Below are 19,035 nucleotides of genomic sequence, written 5' to 3'. Positions count from 1 at the left end.
ATATGACTCAGAATTCGAAGGCTCATAAATATGCCGCTCGTGTGCTCGCAACGTCGATCGTGGTCTGCGCCGTTCCAGGTGCTCCAGCTTTGTTCGTTGCGCAGGCTCACGCACAGACTGAGGTAACTCAAGTCAGCTACCCCTGCAAATACGCTCCCGTTGGGTACGAAACTCTCGCGCGGAGCGAACCTATGCCGATGACGATCACAATCGACGCGCCTGTCAGCGTCAGCCCTGGGCAAACGGTGAGTCTGACGGGCAGAGTCTCGATGAGGTTGCCAGACGCCTTTGCAACGCTTGCGGCGCAATACTCCAAAGAAGCCGAGTTGGTCATCTCGGACATGGAGTTGCCTGTTTCTATCGGGGGGCAAAGCAGCGCGGCCCGTGTGTCGCGTGTTCAGTCCGGGAAAGTCTCCACGCAAGTGAACCCACTCGCGTTGGGTGGCTCGACCACCCTGTCCGACATCGTGATACCTCCGGACGCAACCGGTGAAATTCGGGTAGACATGCCGACCACCGGTTCTGCGACGAGCCAACTCGATGCCAGTCCGGCGGCGTTCAATGCGTCGCTGACCGTGACGGGTGGCCCGGTCGGTCCCTATCAAACAGTGAATGCGACTATTTCGTGCGCGTCGACCCCCGATGACCCGCGCTCGATCGCGGTCTTCCCCATCGCGGTGAGCCCAGCACTGCCTGCAGAATCGAACTCCGTGCAGCCCCACGCTCTGAGTTCCGCCGCTGCGATTCCCGCATCTCCCGGCGGCGATCCAGCAGCGCCGGCTTCACCGCCCGTGACGGCGGCCGCGAATCCATCGACCTCGGTCGGCCTACCGAACACGAATGACAACGCCGCTGTCATTCCCCTCAATTACCGAACTGATGGCCTTTTCGTGCCTGGCTGGTGGGTTCTGTCGGTCGTTGTCCTCGGCGGCATACTCACAACAGGGTTCGCTGCGTGGACGTACTATCGGTTCCGCAGACTGCGCCACGAACTCGAAGGTTAGAAGGAAGGCTGCCGACGCTGTGCTGACGGCGCAGCGTCGGCAGCCTTCACGTCCCGATGTGCTGGTAGGCCCACACTTTCGCTGCCTCGATGTCGCCGGTAATCATGACTGGGAAACCCCAGAATTCGAGAATCGACCGAGTGAGCCTGGAATTGGCCGGGTTGGTTCTGGACTGCGAGACGAACCCAAGTCCGCGACATGATTCCTTCATTTTCGCTCGAAGAGTCAACGCCATCGATATGCGTTGACGATACCCACTGAACATGTCGAGATGTGTCATGGCAGCGGGCATCGTCACCACTGCCGCAAATGGTCTTCCCTGCGCCGTTGAAGCGATCAGAGTGTCGTAGACCATCTTCATTCCTTCTTTCGCCGAAAATCCGGCCACATCTATGATCACCAGTGGAATTGGCGTTGGCGGCTGGGTAGTCGGCTCCGGCATGCATCACCCTTTGAATTGATCGACGACTCCGCAGTCATCGAGAACGGTTCCCGAACAGTGCCGAGTTTCGTAGATGGTCGCTGACCAAGTTAGTCTACAGCTCAGGTCCCGGGCTGCAAGAGCTCCCAGGGTTGACGGACCTGGTCGAGCTCACATCGGCACACACCGCGAATCGAGCAGTTGATCGATCGAATAGTGTCGAGTAGCAAATCGGGGTCGACGCACGCGTGGTCCGACAATCGTGAAGTCAACGTCGAAGGAGGGTCCATGAAGAAGAAGCGGCACAGCCGGAGTGATGTGGTCAGGGAGGCCCTCGCCCTGCTCGACGAGGGTGGCATGGAGGCTGTCACACTCCGGGGTGTCGCAAAGCGCATGGGATTGCACCTCAATTCGGTGTCGTTTCAAGTAACCAGCAAGGCGAAACTTCTCGAACTTCTCGCCGAATCGATTCTCGGCGAGCTTTCGCTCGACAATCTGCCCGCAGCTGCCCGAGAACGAATAGCAGAGGTTGCTCGACGGTCACGGCGTGCGATGCTTTCTCATCGAGACGGAGCAAGGCTCGTGGCCATGACCGAGACCTTCGACGTCAACACGCTCGATTACGCCGAAGTCGTCGTTTCGGCCTTTCTTGAATTGGGTGTGGAGGAACATACTGCAGCTCGCGCAATGTGGGGATTGCACTGTCTCGTACTGGGACTCGTCGAGGAAGAACAGGCCGAGCGGATGGATTCCCCCCGCCGTGATTTCGACGCGGATACGCACCCCGGTTTGGCCAGGGTCGGATCGTTCTTCCTGGACGATTCCTTTGCCGAGCGGGCGGAGTTCGGAATAGCAGCCCTCGTCTCCTTTGCAATCTCCACTCCTGCTCGACTTTCTTCCGACTAGGAGCAAATCGTCGATCCCCTACATCGGGGTGAAGTCAGGCGTCCTATGTCCCGGTGTATCGGCTGTGCTCGCGACGCGGTGTGAGTAAGACCACCTCGTTGGCCGAGCCCACGACTCGACGTAGCCCTTGACTTGATCGGTGACCAAGACCAGGATGAGTCTACATCGAGCCCGAGAATGTTTGTCTCCGAGGCAATGTCGCAATCGACGAGCAACGCCTTGTGCAATCCAAGGATCGGCGAATCCGGCCCAGGGAGCTCTGAATGTACTGATTCCCACAGCAACGAAGGTAACGAATGGAGAGCTCATGAAGCCGACCGAAGAGCGAAGCGCAGATCGAGCGGAGCAGGCCGTTCGACGCAGTTCCCTGGTGGAGCTTCTCGCTCCTATCCGCGGCGCTCTGATCCTCGCTCTCGGGGTGCAATTCGTCGCAGCGTTGGCAACGGTTGTCCCCTTCATCGCGGTGTCCGAGTTATCGATGGCCGCGATCGTCGCCGACTCCTTCCCCGTGCGCACCGCCTGGACCTGGGCGATCGTCGCGGCGGTTGCGCTCACCGTACGAGCGGTTGCAGTAATGAGCGCCGGATCGATAACCCACTACGCGGACAACGATCTGCAGCTCGATCTTCGCCGTAAGCTCGTCGCACGCCTCACTCGGGTGCCGCTCGGCTGGTTCTCTCATCGAAGCGCGGGTGCGGTGAAGAAGGCGGTAGCGGACGACGTCGTCGAGATGCACCACCTCGTTGCGCATGCTGCACTCGAAATTGTCAGCGCCGTCGTGATTCCAGTAGCCATGCTGGCTTATCTCTTCAGTGTCGACTGGAGGCTGACGTCCACGCTGTTCATTCCGATCGCAATCGGCATGGCCCTCTACGCGCGTCGCTTCGCGGTCGGGAAGGACGCATGGCAAGAGTTTTCCGTCTCGACCGAGAACGTCAACGGTTCGGCGGTCGAGTTCGTACAGGGGATCGCCGTCATGAAGACATTCGGCGGCGCTTCCCGCGCGTCCAGCCGTTTCTTGGCCACGACTCGGGCACATGCCGAGTTGTTCTATCGCATGAGCGCGAAGAGCAACCGGTCCATGGCCGTTGGCGAGATCGTACTGGCGACGCCAACCACCTTGATGGTGGTGCTCGTTGCCGGTCTGGCATTCGCAGAGAGGGGGTGGGTCAGCACGGAAGATGTGGTGCCGTTCGTGGTGCTCGGGTTGGGAGTACTCGGGCCTCTGTTCGGTATGTGGTCCGCGGCCAACACCCTCATGCAGGCTCGAACGGCCAGCCAGCGGGTACGTGATCTACTGGCGACCCCGGTCCTGACCTTTCCAAGTGCTTCGCCTGTCCTCGAGAGTTCGCGGCTCGAACTGCGCAACGTGGGCTTCAGCTACCACGACGGGCATGCAGCGCTCAACGACGTGAGCTTCGTACTCGAGCCAGGCACCGTCACCGCGTTGGTCGGTCGTTCAGGCGCCGGGAAGTCTACAGTCTCAAGGCTCATCCCCCGGTTCTGGGACCCAGCAGAGGGGAGCGTCCTCCTCGGCGGAGTCGACCTCCGTGACCTGACACCAAAAGAGCTGTACCGCCACATAAGCTTCGTCTTCCAGGATGTGCAACTGTTGCGCGCCAGTGTCCGTGAGAACATCGCTCTCGCCAGGCCGGGCGCGGACCATGCCGCCGTGGAACAAGCCGCGAGGATAGCGCAGATCCACCAGCGAATCAGTGCACTGCCACACGGATACGACACCATCATCGGTGACGAAACACAGCTATCAGGCGGTGAGGCACAACGGGTTTCGATAGCCCGAGCGCTGGTCGCCGACACGCCGATCCTCGTCCTCGACGAGGCGACGGCATTCGCTGACCCTGAATCCGAGGCGCAGATCCAAGACGCACTGTCCGAACTCGCCGTCGGGCGGACGATGTTGGTCATTGCGCACCGACTCTCGACTGTGCGCAACGTCGATCAAATCGTGGTTCTCGACGGTGGCAAGGTCGCCGAGACAGGAACCCATGACCAACTGGTGGCCGCAGGTGGCGTGTACGCCGGGCTGTGGCACGACCATGAACGCGCCAAGGTGTGGACACCACGCCTGAGCCTGACCGAGGAGAGCATCAGATGATCCGGGACCTATTTCGATTGTTGGGAGACGACGGCCGCGCATTTCGCAGCCTCCTCATCGCCCTTGTGGCGTCGTCGTTCGTACAGGGAACCGCATTCGTGGTGCTGGTACCGGTGTTCCGGGTGTTGCTCGGGCCGGACCCGAGCGCGGCGTGGTCGTGGATAGCACTCGAAGGGGCGCTCCTTGCCGCCTACGCCGCACTTACTTACTGGAGCAAGTGGGCGACCCTCGACACGTCGACCGCAGTAGCGTTGTCGCTGTGGCAACGGGTCGGCGATCATATAGCTACGCTCCCGCTCGGGTGGTTCGATACACGGCGCTCTGGAGACGTCAGCAAAGTTGTCGGGGGCGGTGTGTTCGAAATCATGGGCGCACCAGCCAATCTCCTGCGGCCGCTCATCGAGACCGTCGTCACTCCTGCGACCGTGATCGTTGGGATGCTTTTCGTCGACTGGCGTATCGCACTCATCACCGCCGTTGTGGCCCCGCTGCTGTATATCGCTTATCGGTGGACTGGCTCCCTGTTGCTCCGCACCGACCAACGCAGCCACGACGCTGCCGTAGAGGTCGCAAATCGAGTCGTCGAGTTCGCTCAGAATCAACCCGTCCTGAGGGCATTCGGAGGCGGCGACGCTCGCACCAGAAGTTTGGATGCTGCGCTGCAGGAGCAGCGTGACTCCGATCGAAAGCGCGTCGGATCGGTGGTCGTCGCTCAGTTCGGATTCGGGGTGATCGTGCAGGCTGCCTTCACGCTGCTGGTGCTCGCGAGCGTATTCGTCGCTGTTGGCGGAACTCTCGCTTCGGTGGATCTGGTGATGCTGCTGATCTTGGCGACCCGATTTGTTCAACCTCTCCTCGACGCAGGGGATCTGGGAGGGGCTGTAAGGATCATTCGGCGCAATATCTGGCGGCTCGAAGCCATACTCGATACTCCAGCATTGAAGGAGGGCTCGGTCGTCGCCGGGGTCGACGCGTCCGTCGAGTTCGAATCCGTAACCTTCGGCTACAACGAGGATCAGCCGGTGCTGCGAAACGTGTCCTTCCGCGCCCCGGCAAACTCATTGACGGCGCTCGTCGGCCCGTCCGGTGCAGGAAAGACGACAATTACCCGGCTCGTCGCACGGTTCTGGGATGTCACAGGAGGGCAAGTCCTCATCGGAGGCCAAGACGTACGTACTCTTACGGCGGCCGGACTCATGCGACAACTCTCATTCGTTTTTCAGGACGTCTACCTTTTCCGTGGGAGTATTCGCGAGAACATTCTTCTCGCAAAGCCGGAAGCGTCATCCGAAGAACTCGACCGGGTAGTACGACTCGCCCGAGTGGACGAGATTGTCGACAGGCTTCCTGAAGGACTCGACACACAGACGGGCGAAGGGGGAACATCCCTCTCCGGCGGCGAACGCCAGCGAGTCTCCATCGCGCGTGCGCTCCTCAAGGATGCACCGATAGTCCTGCTCGACGAGGCAACTGCTGCACTCGATCCGGAGAACGAAGCCCTTGTTCAGGAGGCGCTGAGCGCACTCGCAGCAAGCAGGACGGTCATCGTGATCGCTCACCGATTGCAAACGATCATGGCGGCGGATCAGATACTGGTCCTCGACGATGGCGTGATTGCCGAGGCCGGCCGTCACGAAGAACTCCTCGGCTCGGGTGGCCGATACTCGCGTTTCTGGGCTGAACGAGAGCGATCTCAGGGGTGGCGAATCGGGGCACAGCGCTAGAAATCCCACAGCGCGGCGTTGCGAAGTCGCGATCGCCCACTACGGACATCGATAGCGGTGTTGATCAATCCAGCAAGAAAGTAGAGTAACTATATACTGCCAAGATAGTTGAATACTCCGAATTGTACATACATCGATACGACGAAACTATTGGGGTGGATGAAGATTGTATAGGGTAATTGCGGTGTTCGGGGCCGGTACCGGACTGGGTTTATCAGTTGCGCGTAGATTTGGCAGGGAAGGGTTTCGCGTCGCGTTAGTTGCTCGGCGGCCCGAGCGGCTCGAGGGATTGGTGCGTGAGCTTACAAAGGAGAGCATCGAAGCTGCATCCTTCTCGGCCGATCTGAACAAACCCGACGAGATGCCAGGCGTAGTCGAGGCGATTCGCGAGCGATTCGGTCGGATCGACGTGGTGGAGTACGGTCCCAACGGAGGAAATCAAGGTTTCACCGCTGCCAAGGATTTGGACGATAAGGTTTTGGCGGAATTCGCGCCCTTATTCCTTTTTACGCCTGTCGAGGTCGTTCGCTCAGTTCTGCCGGAAATGCTCGAACGCGGCGACGGCGCGATCTTGTTCACCCATGGTTACAGCGCGGTTCAGCCGATGCCCTTTCTCAGCGGGCCAGGCCCGCTGATGTCCGCGGCACGGAACTACCTGTACTCGCTCAATGCTGAGCTGAAGGATACAGGCGTCTATGCAGGCACGCTCGCAATTGCTGCTTCTATCGATAGAAGCGAGGCTGCGGCGGCCTATTTGTCGTCCGGAGATGCAAGTTCTGTCGAAAGTACTCTTCCAGCAATAGATCCCGATGTTCTGGCCGAATACTATTGGGATATGTACACACGGCGTGATCGGGTGGAGCAAGTGCATCCTCCACACCTTTCTCGGTGAACTCGTCGAGTGACCCGACCTTCTGGCAGGGACACCGGTTGTCCAGCTTTCGACCCAAGGTCGCGCCGTAGGTAAGGATAACGCATACGCATGAACGGCCGAGTGCATTGCGCGGTGTGGAGGTGCATCGACCCGGGGCTCATCGGCCATAGCGACGCCGGTGGTCAGTACTTCACGCATGTCGAGGTGTCCCACCCGATCGAGCACTCCGCTCGAAGATGACGTAAGCGTAGGAGTTTCAATAGACCTGACGCGGCGTCGTGTAAGTGTGGCTACGTCTCGATAGGGCGGTACCAGCCGATTGGGCGATCGTTAACCTGGATATCGATCTTGGGTTTCAAATTATGCAATGCGTATCGTATTGCCTCTGAGAAATTCAGTGATCGTCCGTATCGAATTGCGGCTGCAGCCTCGCGCGTACCCAGTGTCTGTCGGACTGTATCTGCGCAGCTGTCGTGACAGTCGAACAAACTTGGTATGAAGCTTGCCGAACAGCCTGAATTCAATCCCAAAGATTGAGCCGATCCCAACAATATCGCCGCGCGCTCGGCGTCCTCGTCGGCGGTTATCCAGGCCATTCCTTCGAGCTCCACCGCTGCCGCTATCTGATGCTCCGCTTGGTACGAAAGACTCAGAGCGTCTTTGAGGAGAATCTGCGCGCGACGCCAATCACCTTGCCGCCAAACGGATATCGCAATTCCCCACAGAGAATAGGATCGGTACACACACTCACCAGCGCGTTCGGTTATTTCGACAGCCTGCTCGAACGATGTTATAGCTTTCTCGGATTCGCCCAGTAACTCTGCGGAGAGTCCCAGCAACTCGAGTGACTCGACTTGCCTTGCGACTTCGCCGCTGTGGCCGAAATAAACGGATGAGCTTTCGAGACGCATCGTCGCGCGCCCGAGGTCGCCGCTGAATAGTGCCGTGAGACCATCTGCATGATTGATCACAGCCCACGCACGTCGGTCGGCCGTTTGGTCCAGCAAGCGCATTCCCTGCGAGACGAGGCGCTCGCCTTCGTCCAGGTCGCCTTGCAGTTCGGCTAAAATGCTCGCGGATGCCAAACCTCTTGCCACCTCGTACGTGGACGAACACTCATTCGACCGAAGTAGATGACGCAACCATGTCCGGCCCTCTGCCGGCTGACCGCGTGAGGTCCAGTAATTGAACAGTCCGGATGCGATCTGCAGACCGAGTCTCGTTCCGTCCGGCTCCGGATTAGTGATGCAGTTTTGCAAGATCTCGCGCAGGTTCGGCAGCTCGCGCTCCAGTCGGTCGAGCCAGCTGAGCTGCTGCGGACCAATCCAGCTATCGTTGGCTCGTTCGACGAGGGCCTGGTACCAAGTGTCCCGGAGAGGGACTGTCTCCAGGAATTCGCTCGATTCATCCGCCGGTGTTCGACCGTAGTCTCGTACCATCACGAGAAGTCGAAAGGTGACGGTCGATCCGCTCTGGCCACGTAGAATTATGGACTTCTCGACCAGCGAATCGAGAGTGTCCAAAATTTGACTGGGCGTCATACCAGTCCCGCAGATACCTTCGACGGCATCCAATTCGAATTCGTTGGCGAAGACGGACACCCTGTGCCATAGAACTCGTTCCACAGGGGTGCACAGGTCGTAACTCCAATCGATGCACATGCGAAGTGTCCGCTGTCTGTCCGGTAGATTTCTGTATCCGTGATTGAGTAGCGAAAATCTATCGCTGAGACGATGCGCAAGCTGGTGTGGAGAAAGTGTAGCTAGTCGGGCGGCGGCGAGCTCGATCGCAAGGGGGATGCCTTCGAGCTGCTGACAGATGTCGACAACGTCGTCCTGGTTGTCGACGGTCAATTCGAAACCGGGTGCCGCCGTTCTTGCCCGATCGAGGAAAAGAGCGACCGCGTCGTAATGGGTTAGATCTTTCAGCGTGGTTGCAGCATCACTGTCGGGCAGCGTCATTGGAAGGACACGCAGAATCTGTTCGTCGGCGAGGTTGAGGGGCTCTCGGCTTGTTGCCAGGATGTGGACGCCGGGAGCCCGTTTCAAGACGGCGTCCAGAAATATCGCCACATCGCCGACCATGTGCTCGCAGTTGTCGATGACGAGTAGTAGATTCCGCTCATACAGATGGTCGATGATGTCGTCCAGATGGGCAGTTCGGCGACCGCTCAGTCGTAAAGCAGTTGCGACCATTGGAAACAGCAGCGATGGGTCCCGTTGCTCACCCAGTTCAACCATCCAAGTGCCGTCTTTGAAATTGTCCCGATTCCTGGATGCCAGCTGGGTGGCCAAAGTGGTCTTACCTACTCCGCCCGGGCCGGCCAGGGTCAACAACCGACATCGTCCGAAGGCGTGTTCTGCCTCCCGCATCTCGATCTTCCGGCCGACGAAAGCCGCGTTTCGCGTCAAAAAGTTGCCTACTGTCGCCTCGACGCGCGTGGTGTTGGTGTTGGTGTTCTGCGCATGCCGTGGGGCCGCAACCGTGTGGGTGTCATGAGCCTCTGCGGACTCGACGAGTAACTCGACGAGTTCATCCGTTGTCGGTCGATCGCTCGGTGAATCCGCCATTGCGTTCTCGATGATGTCCGATACGTCAGTAGGAAGGTCCGCCTCGGCAAGCTCAGAGGCGGTTCGGGCCGCAATTCTTACGAACTGAGTGAAAAGCTTCTCTCCAGATCGCCTCTGGAACAACACGTGGCCCGTCAACGCAGCAAACACTGTACCGCCGAGGCTGTACACGTCCGCAGCGGACGTCGCTGGGTAGCCCGCTAATACTTCGGGTGCAGTAAACGCCGGCGAGCCAGTAATGGTGTCGGTACCTGTGACGAACCCTCCGGGGATGTGCGCGATGCCGAAGTCGCCCAATACGGCTGCACCGGTGTCGCCGACGAGAACATTCGCAGGTTTCACATCGCGATGGACTATGCCCAGTCGGTGTGCGGCAGCCAGCGCTCGCGTAATGGACGCGGCAATGTGCAAGCCGGACGGAACTGTCAACCGTCCTGAGCTTTGAATCAGGTTCTCCAGTGACCCCTCGCTGTAGTAGGGCATCACAATGTAAGGGTGGTTCTCGTGCGTCACACCAACACGCAGGATCTCGACCACGCTCGGGTGACTGGACAGTCGACTCATGGCATGCTGCTCACGAACGAAGCGTGCGCCTTCGTCGGAATCTCTGCTCAGCGTCAGAACTTTGACGGCGACGAACCGTTCCAGATCGGGCTCCACACAGCGAAACACAATTCCGTAGGTACCCCTGCCGATTTCGACGACCATATCGAATCCGGCTGCGACGAGCTCGTCAGCAAGCGTCGCCGCATCGATCAGCACCGCGAAGACACCGTAGCGCTTAGGTGCGGCCGAACTGCCCGGCAGAATCGCCCTGAACGATCGCGTGCGTAAGCGCGGTTCTCCACTAACGCACCACCTTCATGTTGCACCCTTCGATGATGCAGTGTGCGGGGACCGGGTGTGAACGTTTTGCCCGAGAAGTTCAACAGATACCGGCATGCCCGTTTCGGTGACGCGCAACTGACCGAAGCCTGCCCATATCGTGTGCAGACGCGTGAACGGTTCTCGGTGTCGGCAGACGTGGCGCGTGTACCTACGCCTGACTGTGAATTACCGCATGCCACTGCTCTGCGAGCGCGCGAAGTCCGGCTTCGACGGTTGTATCGAGCCTGCGCACCACGACGTAGAAGCAAAAATACTGAAGTTGCAGGTCCAACAACACGGCGTGAGCTCGAGCGGATTCCTTGTCGGCTTTCCTTCTCGTTTTCCGCCTTGCCAGGAGAATCTCGCTCCACAGTTCCACGGCCCTTGCGACGCGCATCTTCGTCAACTCTTGAACCTCGGGGTCGCTGACCTCACCCTCCATCCATGCGCGAACCAAACTGCTGTTTCGTTCCCACGTCTCGACGTACTCACGTAGCCACTTCATGAGCGAGTCGACGTCGTAGGGTTCGGCGAGCTTCAAGTCGGGCAGGAGGGCCGTTTCGGAGGTGCCGCCGATTTCCTCGGAGAACACGCGAAGTATGAGTTCCGCAAGAATTTGGCCTTTTGTGAAGTATAGATAAAATGTGCCGCGGCTCGTGCCGGCCCTCAACGCAATATCCTCTATGGTCACAGCATTGTAGCCGGACTCTGCGAATGCCTCGGCTGCACCTGACAGGAGCGCTTCACGAGTCAGGTTGCGCTGCCGTTCGCGGATGTTGGGGCGCTTACGGTCACGGCTTGCTGTTGGAGCAGCTTCGCTAGCGTTGGCAGGCACTGATCCCCCTTCGATTCTGGCTATCACTTAGTCAAGGACATTACTAGAGTCAATTGTCTGGCGCTCAGTCAACCGCAGTTGAGGGGAGGAGCGTTCGGAGCGGCCAGCAGTCGACGACCGCACCGGGGCGCTGTTGGGCCCACTCACAAGTCGAGTACCAATGTTCTCGACAGGCTGCGGCCGACGCAGAGCATCATGGTCTCGTTGCTCTCGTGTTCGTCGTCATTGAGGACCTGGTCCCGATGGTCCGGAGTGCCGCTCACGACCCTGGTTTCACACGATCCGCAGTACCCTTCCTCGCAGGAAAATGGCACTTCGGCAACGGTTCTCACCACGTCGATCAGCCTGTCGTTCGGGCCGACCGTGAGGGTGCAACCACTGCGTGCAAGTTCAACGTCGAATCGATCACCGACGACGGTGACCCCACCTTCTTTCGCTCCGAAACGTTCGAGATGCAGGCTTCCTTGAGGGAAGATTGCCGAGGCAGCAGCCTCGGTCGCCGCCAACATCGGTTCAGGCCCACATGCGTACACCAGTCCACCTGGTGGCAGCTCTTGCATTGGGGTTACGAAGTCGGGGTGGCCTTCCTCGTCCTGAGGGACCAACGACACTCGGCCGTCTGCCATCGACGTGAGGTATTCGACATATGCCATCGAGGACCGGGTTCTCCCTCCGTACACGAGTGACCAGGGAATTCTGCGTTCGGATGCGTCGAGCGCCATGGACATGATCGGCGTGATCCCGATTCCGCCGGCCAAGAACAAATAACTAGGCGCAGGATTCAATACGAAGTGATTGCGTGGACCTCGCACATGCACCCATGTTCCGACTACCAGTGCCGAATGAACCTCGAGGGAGCCGCCACGTCCGCCAAGCTCCTTCAAGACGGCGATCACGAACTCGTTGTGCCCAGTCTTATTGCACAAGGAGTACTGACGGATAGCGCCCGACGGAAGAATTACATCAATATGGGCACCCGGACCCCAGGACGGCGGTGACGCACAGCTCCATCCAAGTGAGATTTCCACGACGTCTTCGGCGACTGTTCGCCGCTTGGTGACCTGAACTGAGAATGTCTCCGACAAGTTTTCCATGTCTGCCTCGATCTGTTGCCGCGTTCCATTCGATCGCGGAACTTGGACGTTCGGTTGTGGTGATTGGGTTGATGACCAGGAAAGACCCAAGAGGTCAGGAGGCGCGTTCGGGAGAAAGAGCGTGCTGCAACCGAATTCGTTTGGTATCTAGGTACTTCTGATTCTCCGGGTTGGGTTGAACGACCAACGGAAGCCGATTCACGATCTCGATTCCGTGTCCCGACAGGCCCCGAAACTTGGCTGGGTTGTTGGTCATCAGTCGTATCTTTCGGACGTCGAGCGAGCGGAGGATTTCGGCACCGACTCCATATTCGCGGCTGTCCACGGGTAAGCCTTGTGCTTCGTTCGCTTGTAATGTGTCCATACCGGCATCCTGCAATTGATACGCACGAAGCTTGTGTGCGAGGCCGATTCCGCGGCCTTCGTGGCCTCGCAGGTAGACGACGACTCCGCATCCTGCCTGTCCGATCAGGCGCATCGCTGCGTCCAACTGTTCGCCGCAATCGCAACGGCGGCTCCCGAAGACATCTCCGGTGAGGCACTCGGAGTGCACTCTGGTGAGAACTGGCTCGGTGGCACCGGCCACGTCGCCGAGTACGAACGCAACGTGTTCGCAGCCGTCGATCACCGAACGGAAACATGCGGCAGTGAACTGACCGGCGTCGGTAGGTACTCGTCCGGATGCGATGCGTTCGACCACCGATGCTCGTGCTCGGCGATATCGAACGAGGTCGGCGACCGACAGCATGGTGAGACCGTGTTCGCTCGCGAATTGCCTCAGCTCTGGTCGTCGGGCCATTTCGCCCTCGTCATTTGTGATCTCACCGATGAGCGCCACAGGTTCGAGATCTGCAAGTGTGCATAGGTCGACTGCGCTTTCGGTGTGCCCCGCTCGTTGCAATACGCCCCCCGCGCGCGCCCTCAGTGGAAACACGTGGCCGGGGCGAGACAAGTCCTCGGCGCGGGTTGCCGGATCTGTCAATGCGCGGGCAGTTGCAGCTCTGTCGGCCGCGGAGACGCCGGTCGTAGTGACACCTTTGAGGTCGACAGAGATGGTGAAGGCAGTTCCCCGTGGATCGTCACTGTTGTCGGTCATCAGAGGAAGGTGCAGCTCGTCGGCGCGCTGCTCGGTCATTGCGGCGCACAGGATCCCGCTCGTGTGTCTGATCATGAACGCCACCGCGCGCGGACTGGCGAATTGCGCTGGGACGATGAGGTCTCCTTCATCTTCTCGGTCTTCGTCGTCGACGACCAAAACCATTCTGCCCAAACGTAACTCGCTCAGCGCGCGTTCGACGCGAGCGTCGGCGATCTCGGGTGCATCCGACCGCTGCTGGTCCTCGCTCGTATGTGCATCCGTTGTCGCGTTGTCGAACATCGTTCGCCTCCTGAACCGGGCCGTTCGGTGACACTGGCCACTTTCATATCATCGAGTGCTAATGCTAACATTGCGTCAGTAAGTAGCGAAGTGTCATTCGAGAGGTTGGTCGTCTGGATGCGAGATGCAGTGGTTGTAGAGGCAATCCGGACGCCTATCGGGCGCCGTGGAAAATCCCTGTCGGATGTGCACCCGTCTGATTTGTCATCGGTCGTGCTGCAGGGGTTGGAGCAGCGCACCGGGATCGACCCCGCGGTGGTCGACGACGTCATCTGGGGGTGCGGGGCACAAATCGGCGATCAGTCTTTCAATATCGGGCGCAACGCGGTCTTGGGGGCAGGGTGGCCCGAGTCGGTTCCAGCCACGACCATCGACCGTCAATGCGGCTCATCGCAGCAAGCGGTTCACTTTGCTGCGGCCTGCGTGATCTCGGGCCAGTACGAGGTCGCGGTGGCCGGCGGCGTCGAGTCCATGTCGCGTGTTCCTATGGGTTCGTCCATGGCCTCCGGGTCGCCGTTCGGGAAGTTGGGCAAACGGCGTTACGGAGCTTTTCCGGACCAGGGTTCCAGCGCTCAGACGCTCGTGGACCGGTGGAATCTTTCCCGCACTCAGCTCGACGAGTACTCGGCCGAATCCCACATTCGAGCTGCTGCGGCGCAGGACGGTGGCGCGTTCGACTCGCAAATCCATGCTGTACCACTCGGGGATGGCACGTCAGTGGCCATGGACGGCGGTATACGGCGGGGAAGCTCCGTGCAGTCCCTCGCCGAATTGCGACCTGCCTTTCGGGAAGGCGGCGACATCACAGCGGGGAATGCATCGCAGATCAGTGACGGGGCATCTGCTCTGCTGTTGATGACATCCGAGAAGGCGGCGAAGCTGGGTTTGGTGCCGTTGGCGCGAATTCACACCGCTGTCGTAGTTGCAGACGACCCAGTGACAATGCTGACCGGGCCAATTCCCGCGACTGCAAAAGTCCTGCGGAAAGCCGGACTCGATCTCTCTGATATCGGGACGTTCGAGGTCAATGAGGCGTTCGCATCTGTTGTACTCGCGTGGCTGGCCGAAACCGGTGCCGACGGAACGATTGTGAACTCCGACGGGGGAGCGATAGCGCTCGGACACCCTATCGGGTGTTCGGGCACTCGCCTCATGGCCACTCTCATTCATCGAATGCGGCGAGACGGTATTCGATTCGGTTTGCAAACGATGTGCGAGGGCGGCGGCATGGCCAACGCGACTGTTGTCGAATTGATTTGATCAATTGCTGAGAGGCGCAGAATGTCCGAAGTAGAGTACGAGCAACGTGGTGGTGTCGCGCTTATCACATTGAACCGACCGGCCAAGTTGAATGCGTTCACACTCGAGATGGTGTGGGAACTCGATCGACTGACCTCCGTGGTCCGACAAGACGACAGCGTTCGTTGTGTTGTCGTCACCGGTGCGGGCGAACGGGCATTCTCGGCGGGCGGCGACCTGGCGACGTTGCTGCCCGCGACGGTCGAGGCCGGGCACGATGTCGTGAACCCGGATCCAACTCGTCGTTTCTTCAGTGATCTGTTCAAGCCGGTTGTCGCGGCGGTGCGTGGCGTGTGCATCGGCGGCGGACTGGAGATCATGCTCGGGACCGACCTTCGGATTGCTTCCGAGGACGCTCGGTTCGGGCTCGGTGAAGTGCGATGGGGGTTGATCCCTGGCGCGGGCAGTCATGCCAGGTTGCCGCGCCAAATCCCCTGGGCTGTGGCGATGCAGCTACTTCTCACAGGCGATCAGATCACCTCGGCCCGAGCATTCGAGGTCGGTCTGATCAACGAAGTCACCGCGCCGCAAGACGTCTTGAACAGGGCGTTCGAGATTGCAGAGCGGATCGCAGCCAATGGTCCGGTTGCAGTTCAGACCGCTAAGGAAGCCGCAGTTCGCGGTCTCGCACTGACCGATGCATTTGTCATTGAGCACGCACTCAACACGAGGGTGCTACGCAGTGCCGACGCCGCTGAGGGTCCGAAAGCGTTTGTGGAGAAACGTATTCCGCGTTTCGTTGGACGATGAGACGTAAGCCTAGAGGAAAGTCAACTCGATGAACATGGATAAGACTGCCGACCTGTTGGCGGCGATCCGGGAGGCCGTTGCCGGCGTGACCGCCAAATGGGATCGCGCGTACTACCTGGAAAAAGCAGCAAACGACGAGGCCCCGGTTGAGCTGTACAAGGCCATGGCCGACTCCGGTCTTTTCGCGCTCGGTATCCCGGAGGACATCGGCGGCGCGGGCGGCGGTGTGACTGCGACAGCCGCCGTGATGGAGGAGATGAGCCGAGCCGGACTTCCTCCAATGCTGTACTCGCTGACCTCGTTTGCCCGTCAGGCTATCCTCAAGAACGGAACCCCCGACCAGATCGAGAAGCATGTTGTACCGTCGCTCACCGCCGATCGGCTGTTCTCGTTCGCAATGACGGAACCAGACGCGGGTACGAATAGTTTTGCGATGAAAACGTTCGCGCGACGGACTGATGACGGGTCGTATGTGATGAACGGTCAGAAGGTCTTCATCTCGGGCGCGGACCAAGCTGATCACATGTTGGTCGTAGCGCGCACCACGGCGGCGGTGGATGCGAAGCGAAAATCGGATGGAATATCCCTTTTCGTGATTCCTTCGAACACTCCCGGCATTTCACTTTCTGCTATGGATATCGAGTGGCACGCGCCAGAGCGCCAGTTCACTGTCTATTTCGACGATGTGACGCTCCCAGCTGATTCGCTTATCGGCGTGGAAGGTCAGGGTGCGCGTGGAATGTTCGAGGCTCTCAATGCCGAGCGCATCGTCATCTCGGCCTGGACGCTGGGATTGGGGTCCCTGGCCCTCACTCGCGCAGTCGATTTCGTCAAGCAGCGGGCTCCGTGGGGTCCGCCGATCGGGTCCTATCAATCCGTAGCGCATCCCTTGGCCCATGCACGGGCACGTCTCGAAGCTGCACGGGTGATGACGTACCGCGCAGCAGCAACATACGACGCAGGCGGTGAGGCAGGCGACCACGCCAACATGGCAAAGCTACTCGCATCGGAGGCAGCCGACGACGCGATCGATGCGGCTATGCAGGTTCACGGTGGTTCGGCGTTCGACCGCACTACCGACCTCATCACTCTGTGGCCGATGATTCGCATTCTGCGCGTGGCTCCGCTCAACAACGAAATGATTCTGAACTACATCAGCGAACACGTGCTAGGTCTGCCGAGGAGTTACTGAACATGCCTGTTTGCGAATGCGTATACGTAGTCGGTACGGCGTGAAGGCGGGCGGCCTCCATATCGCGATCCAGCTCGACGAGCTGGTGTCCGAGGTGACCGGCCCCACCTGCCAGGGCCGGCGGGGCCGAGACAAAGAAAGCGGATTGGCAAATGGGTATGGAAGATAATTTGTTCGGCCTTACAGGCAAGGTTGCGGTCGTGACCGGTGGCAGCCGCGGCCTCGGCCGCGAGTCGGTGCGTGCTCTGGCTTCCGCGGGTGCCCACGTGGTGATCGCGAGCAGGAAGCTCGAAAGCTGTGAGCAACTCGCGACTGAGATCGTTCGTGACTACGGAGTGCGGGCATTGCCGGTTCGGTGCCATGTCGGTCATTGGGACGATGTCGGGCAGCTCGTCGAGGCGGCTTACGAAGAATTCGGTCGAATCGATGTGTTGATCAACAACGCGGGGATGTCACCGCTGTACGAGTCTCTGGACTCGATGTCGGAAGAGCTGTACGACAAAGTGTTCGACGTAAACCTGAAGGGTCCGTTTCGTTTGTCCGCGCTCGTTGCCGCACGCATGCTGTCGGATGGAATCGCGGGGTCGATCATCAATATCAGCAGCGCTTCTGCAAACAGTCCGACACCGGCCGAAGTTCCATATGCCGCTGCCAAAGCTGGCCTCAATTCGTTGACCGTGGGAATGGCGCGCGCCTATGGCCCGCACGTCCGGGTCAATGCGATCGTGGCAGGACCGTTTCTGACCGATGTCAGCAACGCGTGGGACATGGACGCGTTCGCGGCAGACGCCAAGAACAAAATTGCACTGCAGCGTGCGGGCGATCCGCGAGAAATCGCAGGTACGGTCCTCTACCTTGCCAGTGCCGCATCAAGTTTCACCACTGGCGCGCTGCTCAACGTCGACGGAGGCTACCAGTGAGCACCTATGAGATTGCCGACGACCCGGAGATCGCAGACGTGCGTCCAGGGGACGAGCAGAACTGGGATAATCTCAAGGAGTACCTGTCCGGCATCCTCGAGGTCCCCGCTGATGCAGCGATGGAAGTGCATCAATTCCCCAACGGTTCGGCGAATCTGACATTCCATGTCGTGCTCGGCGAGACCCGCGTCGTTGTCCGGCGCCCACCCCGAGGAGAAATCCCTGCCGGTGCCCACGATATGGGTAGGGAATACCGGGTGCTCTCTCGCCTCTGGCAGGAGTACCCGCGCGCGCCCAGGGCCCTGGGGTACTGCGAAGACACGACCGTCCTCGGCGCGCCGTTCTTGACCACGGAGTACCGAGGTGGAGCGGTCATACGGAACGAGTTACCAGGTCCGATGCGCACTATCCTGGGGGCTGGCTCGTCGGTCAGCGAAGCGTTCGCTCGAGCGGTGGCCGACCTGCACCTGGTCGATCCTGCCAAATGTGGGCTGACCGGTCTCGGCCGACCTGAGGGGTTCACTGCACGGCAGGTGCGCGGGTGGCGCGCGAGGTGGGAAGCGTCGCGACCCAACGATGACGTGCCTGTGATGGATGAATTGGGTGAGAGATTCGCCGCTGATATTCCTGATCCCGTTCGGGTGTCGCTGGTGCACAGCGACTTGAAGCTCGACAACTGTCAGTTCCGGCCCGCCGATCCCACCCGGGTCGTTACTGTCTTCGACTGGGATATGACCACCCTCGGTGACCCCCTGATCGATTTGGGGACGGCTCTGTCGTATTGGCCGGAGGCCGGTGACGCCGGTGAAGCCGCGCGGGCGCTCTGGCCGGGGCAGGAGAACATGGGCTTGTGGACCAGAGCGCACCTTCGAGACCGATACGCGCAATTAACCGGTTTCGACGTGTCCCGTCTTGCGTGGTACGAAGCATTCGGTTCGTGGAAGACCGCGATCGCATTGCAGCAGTTGACTAATCGAGCCTCGACCGGCCAATCCAGTGATCCCCGGCTTGGTGCCTACGCGGATATCGTGCCGATCGCTGCCCGCGCAGCCGCAGAAACACTGTCGATCTGAACGCAGACGGTT

Annotated in this window: 15 protein-coding genes; 10 read left to right on the top strand and 5 right to left on the bottom strand. The window is 59.8% G+C overall.

Annotated elements, in window-relative coordinates; genetic code table 11:
* Nucleotides 1-2: 2 nt before the first annotated feature.
* On the top strand, nucleotides 3-1,004 hold the full coding sequence (locus tag O4220_RS13310) for a hypothetical protein (protein WP_269604886.1): 1,002 nt from the start codon (nucleotides 3-5) through the stop codon (nucleotides 1,002-1,004).
* 46 nt (nucleotides 1,005-1,050) lie between these two features.
* On the opposite strand, the gene O4220_RS13305 is transcribed toward O4220_RS13310, so the two are convergent.
* A complete protein-coding gene (locus O4220_RS13305; RefSeq protein ID WP_269604884.1) occupies nucleotides 1,051-1,446 on the bottom strand; it encodes a hypothetical protein in 396 nt (131 codons plus the stop codon).
* Nucleotides 1,447-1,713: 267 nt separating this feature from the next.
* On the opposite strand from O4220_RS13305, the gene O4220_RS13300 reads away from it, so the two are divergent.
* The 4 genes from O4220_RS13300 (at nucleotide 1,714) to O4220_RS13285 (ending at nucleotide 7,063) form a co-directional block, all read left to right on the top strand.
* Nucleotides 1,714-2,331, top strand: coding sequence for a TetR/AcrR family transcriptional regulator C-terminal domain-containing protein (locus O4220_RS13300; protein WP_269604882.1), 618 nt, complete (start codon nucleotides 1,714-1,716; stop codon nucleotides 2,329-2,331).
* 307 nt (nucleotides 2,332-2,638) lie between these two features.
* Nucleotides 2,639-4,447 carry an ABC transporter ATP-binding protein gene (locus O4220_RS13295; protein WP_269604879.1) on the top strand — a complete coding sequence of 603 codons (1,809 nt, stop codon included), beginning with the start codon at nucleotides 2,639-2,641 and terminating at the stop codon, nucleotides 4,445-4,447.
* A complete protein-coding gene (locus O4220_RS13290) occupies nucleotides 4,444-6,171 on the top strand; it encodes an ABC transporter ATP-binding protein (RefSeq protein WP_269604877.1) in 1,728 nt (575 codons plus the stop codon). The genes O4220_RS13295 and O4220_RS13290 overlap by 4 nt, the downstream gene beginning before the upstream one ends.
* 184 nt (nucleotides 6,172-6,355) lie before the next feature.
* Complete coding sequence (locus O4220_RS13285) at nucleotides 6,356-7,063, top strand: SDR family NAD(P)-dependent oxidoreductase (RefSeq protein WP_269604875.1); 708 nt, start codon at nucleotides 6,356-6,358, stop codon at nucleotides 7,061-7,063.
* Nucleotides 7,064-7,335: 272 nt separating this feature from the next.
* Here O4220_RS13285 and O4220_RS13280 read toward each other — a convergent pair whose 3' ends face one another.
* The 4 genes from O4220_RS13280 to O4220_RS13265 all read right to left on the bottom strand — a co-directional run bounded on the left by O4220_RS13280 (nucleotide 7,336) and on the right by O4220_RS13265 (nucleotide 13,789).
* The gene (locus O4220_RS13280; RefSeq protein ID WP_269604873.1) at nucleotides 7,336-10,377 is read right to left on the bottom strand and encodes a protein kinase domain-containing protein; all 3,042 of its coding nucleotides are present in this window, start codon (nucleotides 10,375-10,377) and stop codon (nucleotides 7,336-7,338) included.
* Nucleotides 10,378-10,651: 274 nt separating this feature from the next.
* Nucleotides 10,652-11,317 carry a TetR/AcrR family transcriptional regulator gene (locus tag O4220_RS13275; RefSeq protein ID WP_269604870.1) on the bottom strand — a complete coding sequence of 222 codons (666 nt, stop codon included), beginning with the start codon at nucleotides 11,315-11,317 and terminating at the stop codon, nucleotides 10,652-10,654.
* 143 nt (nucleotides 11,318-11,460) lie between these two features.
* Nucleotides 11,461-12,411, bottom strand: a complete 951-nt coding sequence (locus tag O4220_RS13270; RefSeq protein WP_269604869.1) for a PDR/VanB family oxidoreductase — start codon at nucleotides 12,409-12,411, stop codon at nucleotides 11,461-11,463.
* A 94-nt stretch (nucleotides 12,412-12,505) separates the two neighbouring features.
* Nucleotides 12,506-13,789: a bifunctional 3,4-dihydroxy-2-butanone-4-phosphate synthase/GTP cyclohydrolase II gene (locus O4220_RS13265; protein ID WP_269604866.1), complete on the bottom strand. Its 1,284-nt coding sequence runs from the start codon at nucleotides 13,787-13,789 to the stop codon at nucleotides 12,506-12,508.
* Nucleotides 13,790-13,906: 117 nt separating this feature from the next.
* On the opposite strand from O4220_RS13265, the gene O4220_RS13260 reads away from it, so the two are divergent.
* The 5 genes from O4220_RS13260 to O4220_RS13240 all read left to right on the top strand — a co-directional run bounded on the left by O4220_RS13260 (nucleotide 13,907) and on the right by O4220_RS13240 (nucleotide 19,023).
* The gene (locus O4220_RS13260) at nucleotides 13,907-15,049 is read left to right on the top strand and encodes a thiolase family protein (protein WP_269604864.1); all 1,143 of its coding nucleotides are present in this window, start codon (nucleotides 13,907-13,909) and stop codon (nucleotides 15,047-15,049) included.
* A 21-nt stretch (nucleotides 15,050-15,070) separates the two neighbouring features.
* Entirely contained in the window at nucleotides 15,071-15,838 is a 768-nt protein-coding gene (locus O4220_RS13255; protein ID WP_269604862.1) for an enoyl-CoA hydratase/isomerase family protein, read from the top strand.
* Nucleotides 15,839-15,866: 28 nt separating this feature from the next.
* Nucleotides 15,867-17,030 (top strand): acyl-CoA dehydrogenase family protein, encoded by a 1,164-nt coding sequence (locus tag O4220_RS13250; RefSeq protein ID WP_269604860.1) that lies wholly within the window; start codon nucleotides 15,867-15,869, stop codon nucleotides 17,028-17,030.
* A 152-nt stretch (nucleotides 17,031-17,182) separates the two neighbouring features.
* On the top strand, nucleotides 17,183-17,950 hold the full coding sequence (locus tag O4220_RS13245) for an SDR family NAD(P)-dependent oxidoreductase (RefSeq protein ID WP_269604858.1): 768 nt from the start codon (nucleotides 17,183-17,185) through the stop codon (nucleotides 17,948-17,950).
* The gene (locus tag O4220_RS13240; protein WP_269604856.1) at nucleotides 17,947-19,023 is read left to right on the top strand and encodes a phosphotransferase family protein; all 1,077 of its coding nucleotides are present in this window, start codon (nucleotides 17,947-17,949) and stop codon (nucleotides 19,021-19,023) included. The genes O4220_RS13245 and O4220_RS13240 overlap by 4 nt, the downstream gene beginning before the upstream one ends.
* Nucleotides 19,024-19,035 lie beyond the last annotated feature (12 nt).

Source organism: Rhodococcus ruber (assembly GCF_027270735.1).
In the GTDB taxonomy this organism is placed as follows: domain Bacteria; phylum Actinomycetota; class Actinomycetes; order Mycobacteriales; family Mycobacteriaceae; genus Rhodococcoides; species Rhodococcoides rubrum_A.
The sequence above is the reverse complement of the archived record's forward strand: the minus strand, read 5'-3'. Positions and strand labels throughout refer to the sequence as shown.